This window comes from Arthrobacter sp. yr096 (assembly GCF_900108925.1).
In the GTDB taxonomy this organism is placed as follows: Bacteria; Actinomycetota; Actinomycetes; order Actinomycetales; family Micrococcaceae; genus Arthrobacter.
In genome coordinates this window covers 687,482-696,697 of record NZ_FNYI01000001.1, presented here as the reverse complement: position 1 = coordinate 696,697, position 9,216 = coordinate 687,482, and the positions used below count along the sequence as shown (strand labels likewise).

Here is a 9,216-nt window from a genome sequence, read left to right as displayed (position 1 = left end):
GTCGGAGCCAGCCGGTAGCTTGAAGTCATGAGTTCCTGGAACACCCTCTCCCGCGCCGCATTCGACCTCGAGACCACCGGAAAGAACTCACGTTCGGCCCGGATCGTCACCGCTTCGATCACGGTGGTGGATGCTCATGGCGAGCTCATCGCAGAGCACGAGTGGCTGGCCGATCCCGGCGTGGAGATTCCTCTTGAAGCAAGTGAAGTGCACGGGGTCACCACGGAGAAAGCCCGTGCAGAGGGCCGGCCGGCAGCGGATGTCACCCGTGAGGTCGCGGAGGTGCTTCAGCGGCTGTTCGACGACGGCACTCCAGTTATCGCTTTCAACGCCAGCTACGACTTCACGGTCCTTGCGGCGGAGTCCGCTCGATATGGTGTCCCCCAGCTGACCCGCTTTCCAGTATTGGACCCCTATGTGATGAACAAGCAGGTGGACCGCTACCGCAAGGGCAAGCGCACCCTGACGGCCCTGTGCGAGGAATACGGTGTGGACTTGAGCAACGCGCACACGTCCGCGGCTGACGCACTGGCCACGCTCCGCGTCCTTGACGCCATGGCCGGCAAGTTCCCCAAACTGCAGATGCCCGCATCCACCCTCCACCAGCTGCAAGTAGACTGGGCCGCATCCCAGGCTGCCGATTTCCAGCAATACCTGCGGCGCAGCAAACCTACAGCAGTCATTGAAGGCGAATGGCCCGTCCTCCCACCCGAGGATGCAAGCCGGGGTGGCTTCTAAGCCGGGAGCACTCCCGCAGGTTACGTACTGCGACGCAAGTCACATGAAATTCGGGAACCCCCCATTCAAAGCTGAGTCGCGCGGGGATTTCATCTCGAAGGCAACAGTCGGAACAGACCAAGGCGCATAGCGTCATCCGCGGGAACTTTATTCGGTGAAATCGAGTGCCGAAATCCGTTTATTCGATTCACCATGCGCCGGTGGGCTGGTGACATAATTAAGTTTGGCGGGTTGAAGTCTGCTAGGGCAGCCAACCTTCTCACGGTTGCCACATTCCCCGCCCACCCGCGAAACGTCTCAGTGACCCGATGAAAGTGATTTCTTTATGAAATTCAAAGCCCCTAAGTGGCTGTCTGTTGCCCCGGTGGCCGCAGCCTTGGTGATTTCCCTGGCAGCATGCGGCGGAGGAACCTCCGAGCCCAGCGGCTCGCCCACCGACGCCCTCGCCGGCAGTGACCAGCAGACCCTGGACAAGTTCACCACCGCTGACGTCACTCCCCTGGACAAGATCGACAAGTCCAAGCTCGGCCTCATCACCGACGGCACCCTGCGCGTGGGCACCCTTTCCGATGCCCCGCCGAACATCTTCATCGATCCCTCCGGCAAGTTCACCGGTTACGACAACGAACTCCTCCGCGCCATCGGCGACAAGCTGGGCCTTAAGGTCGAGTTCGCCTCCACGGATTTCTCGGCCCTCCTGTCCCAGGTAGCCAACAAGCAGTTCGACGTCGGATCCTCCTCGATCTCCACCACTGACGCACGTCGCAAGACCGTCGGATTCACAAATGGCTACGACTTCGGCTACATGGCCGTCGTGACCAAGAACGATTCCGCTGTCAAGGGTTTCGCGGACCTCAAGGAAGGCCTGCGGGTTGGTGTAGTCCAGGGCACCGTCCAGGACGACTACATGACGAACACCCTCAAGATTGAGCCGGTTCGTTTCCCCGACTACAACACCGTCTACGGCAACGTGAAGAACGGCCAGATCGACGCTTGGGTTGCACCGTCGCAGCAGGCTGAGGGCCAGGTCAAGGAAGGCGACAACACCAAGATCGCCGAGAAGGTTGTCAACACCCAGAACTTCACCGCCTACGCCGTGAACAAGGACAACCAGCCGCTGATCGACGCTTTGAACTCCGGCCTCGACGCAGTGATCGCTGACGGCACGTGGGCCAAGCTCACCGCCGAATGGTACAAGGACCGTCCGACTGCTGCCGAGCAGACCCCGCAGGGCTGGACGCCGGGCAGCAAGGCCGTCCAAGTCCCCGCAAAGTAACCCGGGCGTTCCATGGATATCCTCAATCAACTTGCCGACACCTTCTTTGACTGGGAGGCGATGGGCCAAGTCATCCCCAAGATGTTCGCCATCGGCCTTCCGAATACGCTGATCCTGGCTGTTATATCAGGCATCATCGGGACGGCGATCGGAATGCTGCTTGCCCTGATGGGGATCTCCCGGAACGCAGCAGCACGGTGGATTGCCCGCATCTACACGGACATCCTGCGTGGCCTTCCGCCCGTCCTGACCATCCTGGTCATCGGATTCGGCTTCGGCCCCGTCATCCGTGAACTGACCGGTTCCACGAGCCCGTACCCCATGGCCATCGCGGCGTTGTCCTTGATGTCCGGTGCGTATATCGGCGAGATCTTCCGCTCAGGTATTCAGAGCGTGGACAAGGGCCAACTCGAGGCAACCCGCGCTTTGGGGTTCAGCTACGGTTCGTCCATGCGTCTGGTGGTGGTGCCCCAGGGCATCCGCCGCGTCCTTCCGGCGCTGGTCAACCAGTTCATCGCGCTGATCAAGGAATCGTCCTTGGTCTTCATGCTTGGCCTGCTGGCAACGGAACGTGAGATCTTCCAGATCGGCAAGGACGCTGCTGCCAACAGCGGCAACCTGTCGCCGTATGTAGCTGCAGCCATCTTCTATCTGGCATTGACCATCCCGCTCACTCACTTCGTGAACTGGATTGATGCCCGCATGCGAGCCGGTCGCCCGGAGAAGAAGGAACCGGACGAGGCAGCAGCCGTCGTTGGAAAGGGAGCCCAGGCATGAGCGAATTCGCTTCAGGAACGCTGTCTGCGAAGAACATCCACCTGTCATTTGGCAGCAACCATGTGTTGCGCGGCATTGACCTTCACGTGGAGAAGGGCACCACGGCCTCTGTGATCGGGCCTTCGGGCTCCGGAAAGTCAACGCTGCTCCGTGTGATGAACCGGCTCATCGAACCGGACCAAGGCGACATTCTCCTCGATGGCCGTTCAGTTCTGAAGGACAACCCGGACGAACTGCGCCGCCGTATCGGCATGGTGTTCCAGCAGTTCAACCTCTTCCCGCACAAGACAGTGGCTGAGAACATCTCCCTCGCCTTGCGCAAGCTCCGTGGCATGTCCAAGGACGAAGCACGGGACGAGGCCCTGGCCCAACTCGACCTGGTCGGACTGAAGCACAAGGCCGATGCCCGTCCTGCCAACCTCTCCGGTGGCCAGCAGCAGCGCGTGGCGATCGCCCGCGCGCTGGCTATGAAGCCGGAGGTCATGTTCTTCGACGAAGCAACCTCAGCGCTGGACCCTGAACTGGTCAAGGGCGTACTGGCCCTCATGACGGATCTGGCGCAAGGAGGCATGACCATGGTGGTGGTGACCCACGAGATGGGCTTCTCCCGCAATGTCTCGGACATCGTGACCTTCATGGACGCAGGCGTTGTGGTGGAATCCGGTCCGCCGGAAAAGCTCTTCACCGATCCTCAAACGGAACGTCTGCAGGGCTTCCTTTCAGACGTCCTGTAGCCACCGCCAGCTTCCACTGAAACCCCGTCTTTCCGCGCATCAAGCCTCGTGCTTGATCAGGAAGGGCGGGGTTTCCCCGTTGCGCTTATTGCCCGGCTTTGACTTTAAGCACCGTCAGGGCAGCGGCATCCACCTTTGCCAGGAACCCGGGATCGGATTGCGCTTTCTTCACTACGGCCTGGTGCATTGATGGAATGGCCGCGGGATCGGCGCACACCAGCATGGTTCCACCGGCGCTAAAGAAGTTCAGGGCCCGGTCCGCATCAGACCAGGCTTCCAGTTGAGCGGCACTGCAGAGGTCATCCGAGAGAACGATGCCTTTGAAGCCCGCGTCTGCCCGCAGCATAGTGTCCATGACCATCGGGGAGAACGGCGCAATGTTGGCAGGATCGATCTTGTCGTAGAACGCGTTGGACACCATGACCCACTGCGTGCCCGACTCGATCGCTGTGTGGAAAGGTTCCAGAGCGGGATCGTTCCGGGTTGTTACCGTGTCCCTGACATCGCTGGTCACATCTGTGTTGGGGACAACTCTGCCCAGACCGGGAAAGTGCTTGACCACTGGCGCGACACCGGCGTCCTTCATGCCGTCGGCAAAGGCGTTGCCGAGTGCAGAAACTGCCGGCGGTGCGTAACCGTATTCTCGCTGGAAATGCCCGATCGGGGCGTTGGACGGCGCAAACTCCGGGCTGGTCACCGTGTCCAAGACCGGAGCAAGGTTGACGTTCACGCCGACGCTCCGCAGCTCTTTACCCCATACGGCGGCGTCAGCGCGGAGCTTAGCCGCCCCGGACCCCGCCTGGACCAACGCGGTGGGGATCGTGGAGAAACCGGGGCCGGAGAGGACTTGGACGTAGCCACCCTCTTGGTCCGTGGCTACAAAAAGGGGCACACCACCTGTGGTAGCTGGAGAGACCGTGCCCGTCAGGGACGAGACAACTGACGTGGTGGCCCCGGTTCCTGCCTTGCTGCGCCCGCTGAGGTAGACGTTGCCCGTGTGATACTTCTTCAGTGCTTCCATGGTCCCCGGCTCAGCACCAGTTGCCTTGGCCGCCACCATGAACAATTGCCCCACGCGCTGTTCCAGGCTCATGGCCGCAAGTTGCTGGTCCGCCACGGACGGCGCGCTCGTCCCTGATGCAGGGGCCGATGGTGGCGTGGAAGGAGCCGGGGATCGCGGTGGTGACGTCGCCTGCGCGGTGGTGGGAACCGGAGTGCCTGACGACGCAGGGGCAGAGGCCGACGGCGTCCTGTCCGTGGCAGTCGGTGCGGAACTTCCACTCCCGGTTGAGCAGCCGGACGCCATGGCGAGGAAAGCTCCAGCCGCCGCGATGCTCATACGGAGGGATGCAATTGTCTGGGTCTTGCGCATGGTAAACCGTTAATTCGTTGGGGTTGGGTTTCCATCTACGAGCCTACCCCGTGCGGGCGCCACACTGCCCCGGGCAGCGGTCGCCCGGGGCATCAGCGATCAGGCGGAGGCTGCGGCAGCCGCCTTCGCAGCTGCCGGGAGGGCGTCCACAATGCGGTTCATCGCGGCGTCGTCGTGGGCCGCTGACAGGAACCAGGCTTCGAAGACGGACGGCGGAAGGTAGACCCCGGAGTCCAACATGGAGTGGAAGAACGGCGCATAACGGAACGTTTCCTGGCCCTGGGCATCGGCGTAGTTGTGCACGCCGTGGGCCGAAGTGCCGAAAGCAACGGAGAACAGGTTTCCCGCCCTTTGGATGGAGTGGTCCACGCCAGCAGCGTCCAGGGCCGCGGACAGAGCTGCAGAGAGTTCCAACGAACGGGCATCAACATAGGCGTAGACGTCAGGAGTTGCGTGAGTCAGCGTTGCTACACCAGCGGCCATGGCCACGGGGTTCCCCGAAAGGGTGCCTGCCTGGTAGACCGGGCCAACAGGAGCAAGATAGTCCATGACGTCGGCGCGGCCGCCGAGTGCCGCCGTCGGCATTCCGCCACCGATGACCTTGCCGAAGGTGAGCAGATCCGGTGCCCAGCCTTCCTGCCTGCCCGTCAGCCCCCAGTAGCCGGCGTAGCCGGTGCGGAACCCGGTGAGGACTTCGTCGAGGATGAGGAGGGCGCCGTGTTCTTTGGTGATGCGGGACAGCCCGGCGTTGAAGCCCTCCCCCGGGGTGACTACGCCCATGTTCGCCGGAGCGGCCTCGGTAATGACGGCAGCGATGTTCTTGCCGTGGGCAGCGAAGGCGGCCTCAACGGCGTCGAGATCGTTATACGGCAGAACCAGAGTTTCCGCAGCCGTAGCTTCGGTGACGCCGGCCGAGCCCGGCAATGCCAGTGTGGCGACGCCGGAGCCTGCGGCGGCAAGCAGGCCATCCAGGTGGCCGTGGTAGCAGCCTGCGAACTTGATGATCAGGTTACGGCCGGTGAAGCCGCGGGCCAGCCGTACCGCAGTCATGGTGGCTTCAGTGCCCGTGGACACCATCCGCAGCCTCTCTACGGCGGCGACCCGCTCCTTGACGATGGCTGCCAGGTTGGCTTCATCCGGTGTCGAAGCACCGAAGGACAGCCCGCGGTCCACAGCCGCGTGGACGGCGTCGAGCACAGCGGGGTGCGCATGCCCCAGCAGTGCCGGTCCCCAGGAGCACACCAGGTCCACGTATTCTTTGCCATCGGCGTCCGTGAGATAGGCACCCTTGGCCGAGACCATGAACTTTGGGTTTCCACCCACGGAGCCGAAGGCACGGACCGGGGAGTTCACACCGCCGGGCATGAGGGACCGTGCACGGTCAAAGAGCTGATCGGAGACAGGGGTGTTGGAAGTCATGGTTCCTATTCTTTCAGTGATTCATCGGCGGCAAGGCCGCAAGTTATGAGGCGTCAGCCAGCAGTTCAGCGACGCGTGGGGCAACCTCGGTGCCGTACAGCTCGATGCAGCGCATCATGGACTGGTGCGGCAGCGTCCCGTTGCTGTATTTGAGGTCGAAGCGGTCCACTCCAAGGTTCCTCTTAAGGAGGGCGATCTTTTGCGCGACGGTTTCCGGCGAGCCCACGTAGAGCGCACCTTCAGGACTGCACATGGCATCGAACTCGGCCCGGTTTCCCGGTCCCCAGCCACGCTCGGCACCGATCCTGTTGCGCTGCTCAAGCCAGTGCGGGAAGAGCTCCTCCCGTGCGGCTTCATCGGTATCAGCAATGAATCCGGGCGAATGGGTTGCGATCTGGCGCATCGGATGGCCGTACTTGCCCATGGCTTCGCGGTACAGATTCACCAAGGGGGCAAAACGGCGGGGCTCACCACCAATGATGGCGAAGATGATCGGGTACCCGTATTCAGCACAGCGCAGTACGGACTCCGGTGTGCCGCCCACGCCGATCCATGCCGGCAGCAGGTGGTGCTGCAACCGCGGATAGACCTGAAGTCCACTGACGTTCGGCCGGGTGCGCCCTTCCCAGTGGACCGGTTTCTGCGCGCGCACCTTGTGGAACAGCTCCAGCTTTTCCTCAAAGAGGACCTCGTAGTCTGCCAGATCCAAGCCAAACAGCGGGAAGGACTCCACGAACGATCCTCGCCCCAGCATCACCTCGGCCCTGCCGTTGGCGATGGCGTCCACGGTGGCGAAACGTTGGAAGACGCGGATGGGATCATCCGAGCTGAGGACCGTGACGGCCGATCCCAAGCGAATCCGGGAGGTCACTGCGGCCGCGGCCGCGAGGAAAACTTCGGGCGCGGAGACGGCAAAGTCCCGCCGGTGGTGTTCGCCCACGCCAAAAGCATGGATCCCGACGGCGTCAGCCAGCTTTGCTTCCTCCAGCAGCTCGCGCAGCACGAGGGCATGTTCCTTGGGGTTCCCCTGGGCGTCCAGGCCTGCGTCGCCGAAGGTGTTCAGGCCCAGCAGGATCTGGTTTGACGCTACCGGCGCCGCGGGATCGGAGGGAACGGAGGTCATCAGGACTCCTTCAGCCAGCCTGCCAGTTCGGAGGCCCAATAGGTCAGGACGGTATCGGCTCCGGCACGCTTGATTCCAAGCACCGATTCGGTAATGGCCCCACGCCTGTCGATCCAACCGTTGGCCGCAGCCGCTTCGATCATGGCGTACTCGCCTGAAATTTGGTAGGCCGACACCGGGACGGGACTCATGGCAGCGACGTCGGCCAGAATGTCGAGGTAGCTCATGGCCGGCTTGACCATCACCATGTCCGCACCTTCTTCGAGGTCCAGCTCAACCTCCAGGATGGCCTCGCGGCGGTTTGCCGCGTCCATTTGGTAGGTCCGGCGGTCGCCCGTGAGCTGGGAATCGACGGCTTCCCGGAACGGTCCATAGAACGCTGATGCGTATTTGGCGGCATAGGCCAGGACCGCAGTGTTCTTGTTGCCGGATTCCTCCAGCGCCTGGCGGATCACGGCGATCTGGCCGTCCATCATTCCCGAGGGCCCCAGTACGTGGGCTCCGGCTTCGGCTTGTGCAACAGCCATCTGGCCGTAGATCTCCAGGGTAGCGTCGTTGTCCACGTAGCCGTCAGCGTCCAGCACACCGCAGTGGCCATGGTCGGTGAATTCGTCCAGGCAAACATCGCCCATGATCACCAGGTTGTCACCGACCTCCGCTTTGACGTCGCGGATGGCTTTGTTGAGAACACCGTCGGGTTCAAGGGACGCCGTACCCCGCGCATCCCGTACCGCGGGTACACCGAACAGCATGATGCCTCCCACGCCCAGCTCCACGGCTTCGGCGGCCGCCCGCTTCAACGAATCGGTGGTGTGCTGGACCACTCCCGGCATGGAGCTGATGGGGCTGGGTACAGTGAGTCCCTCCCGGATAAAAGCGGGCAGGATCAGGTCTGCGGGTGCCAGTCGGTTCTCAGCGGTGAGCCTGCGCATGGCGGGAGTTGTGCGCAAGCGGCGGGGACGATGGTTTGGAAAGCTCATTGCGGGTTCCCTTCGTTGACGAAAACAGATTCCAAGGCGGCCACGATGCCGTCCGGGGTTGGTTCTTTGGCTGTGGCAGCGACGGTGAGACCCAGGCGGGAAGCCTCTGCCGCCGTCGGACGCCCTATGGCAACCAAACGGCAGGCACCCAACGTCGGAAACACCGTGGCGATCCGCCGGACGGCGCTGGGTGAGGCAGCAACCACAGCGTCCACTGTCCCTGCTTCGAGCGCCGACAGTACGTCTTCAGGGGTGAGGCTTGGCGGTAGTTCGGATTCGGAATTGACGACGGCGGCAGGCAGTTGCGCTGTCAGCCGCCGCTCCGGCCGGGCCGGGTAGTCGACGGTGCGGTACGCGACCACGGTGGTCACGTCCGCACCCTTCGCAGCCAAACCGTCCCGCAGACCCGCCGCAGCAATGTCGGCCTGCGGCAGGAGTACCCGCACCGGGGCAGCCTCCCACACAGCAAGCAAGCCTTCGGCGGACTGGAGGTCCGTGGGTGCCAAGGCAACCGCGAGGCCAAGGGATTCGAGGACGTCCCGGGAAGATGGACCAATGGTCGCCACCTTGGTTCCGGCAGGAACGATGTCCGCGAGGGATTTTCCAAACCCCGCAGCCTTCTGCAACAGAACCCGCACGGTGGTGACGCTGCTGAGCACCAACCAGTCAAAATCGCCGGCGGCCAGTTGATTCAGGTACGCATCAAGGGGCGCCTGGTCCTCCGCCGTCTCAAAATCGATAAGCGGCAGAACCAACGGCTCTGCTCCCAAGCTGCCTAATAGCGAAGCCAATGGCCT

10 protein-coding genes are annotated in these 9,216 nt (G+C 62.8%); 5 read left to right on the top strand and 5 right to left on the bottom strand.

Annotated elements, in window-relative coordinates; translation table 11 throughout:
• Window positions 1–27: 27 nt before the first annotated feature.
• The 4 genes from BMY91_RS03335 to BMY91_RS03320 all read left to right on the top strand — a co-directional run bounded on the left by BMY91_RS03335 (window position 28) and on the right by BMY91_RS03320 (window position 3,525).
• Window positions 28–738 (top strand): 3'-5' exonuclease, encoded by a 711-nt coding sequence (locus BMY91_RS03335; RefSeq protein WP_090818210.1) that lies wholly within the window; start codon window positions 28–30, stop codon window positions 736–738.
• Window positions 739–1,063: 325 nt separating this feature from the next.
• Window positions 1,064–2,014 carry an ABC transporter substrate-binding protein gene (locus BMY91_RS23290; RefSeq protein ID WP_090818207.1) on the top strand — a complete coding sequence of 317 codons (951 nt, stop codon included), beginning with the start codon at window positions 1,064–1,066 and terminating at the stop codon, window positions 2,012–2,014.
• A gap of 12 nt (window positions 2,015–2,026) precedes the next feature.
• Window positions 2,027–2,791 (top strand): amino acid ABC transporter permease, encoded by a 765-nt coding sequence (locus tag BMY91_RS23285; RefSeq protein WP_090818204.1) that lies wholly within the window; start codon window positions 2,027–2,029, stop codon window positions 2,789–2,791.
• Window positions 2,788–3,525, top strand: a complete 738-nt coding sequence (locus BMY91_RS03320) for an amino acid ABC transporter ATP-binding protein (RefSeq protein ID WP_090818202.1) — start codon at window positions 2,788–2,790, stop codon at window positions 3,523–3,525. The genes BMY91_RS23285 and BMY91_RS03320 overlap by 4 nt, the downstream gene beginning before the upstream one ends.
• Before the next feature lie 85 nt (window positions 3,526–3,610).
• On the opposite strand, the gene BMY91_RS03315 is transcribed toward BMY91_RS03320, so the two are convergent.
• The gene (locus BMY91_RS03315; protein WP_256212549.1) at window positions 3,611–4,618 is read right to left on the bottom strand and encodes a glycoside hydrolase family 3 N-terminal domain-containing protein; all 1,008 of its coding nucleotides are present in this window, start codon (window positions 4,616–4,618) and stop codon (window positions 3,611–3,613) included.
• Here BMY91_RS03315 and BMY91_RS23350 point away from each other — a divergent pair.
• Window positions 4,617–4,910, top strand: a complete 294-nt coding sequence (locus tag BMY91_RS23350; protein WP_256212548.1) for a hypothetical protein — start codon at window positions 4,617–4,619, stop codon at window positions 4,908–4,910. The genes BMY91_RS03315 and BMY91_RS23350 overlap by 2 nt on opposite strands.
• 86 nt (window positions 4,911–4,996) lie before the next feature.
• On the opposite strand, the gene hemL is transcribed toward BMY91_RS23350, so the two are convergent.
• From hemL to BMY91_RS03295, 4 genes are read right to left on the bottom strand one after another with little or no spacing between them, the layout of a single operon-like run.
• Window positions 4,997–6,316 (bottom strand): glutamate-1-semialdehyde 2,1-aminomutase, encoded by a 1,320-nt coding sequence (gene hemL / locus BMY91_RS03310; RefSeq protein WP_090818196.1) that lies wholly within the window; start codon window positions 6,314–6,316, stop codon window positions 4,997–4,999.
• 43 nt (window positions 6,317–6,359) lie between these two features.
• Entirely contained in the window at window positions 6,360–7,439 is a 1,080-nt protein-coding gene (locus BMY91_RS03305) for an LLM class flavin-dependent oxidoreductase (RefSeq protein WP_090818193.1), read from the bottom strand.
• Window positions 7,439–8,419 (bottom strand): porphobilinogen synthase, encoded by a 981-nt coding sequence (gene hemB / locus BMY91_RS03300; RefSeq protein ID WP_090818190.1) that lies wholly within the window; start codon window positions 8,417–8,419, stop codon window positions 7,439–7,441. Before hemB ends, BMY91_RS03305 begins: the two co-directional genes overlap by 1 nt.
• Window positions 8,416–9,210 (bottom strand): uroporphyrinogen-III synthase, encoded by a 795-nt coding sequence (locus BMY91_RS03295; protein WP_371261005.1) that lies wholly within the window; start codon window positions 9,208–9,210, stop codon window positions 8,416–8,418. Before BMY91_RS03295 ends, hemB begins: the two co-directional genes overlap by 4 nt.
• Window positions 9,211–9,216: the final 6 nt, after the last annotated feature.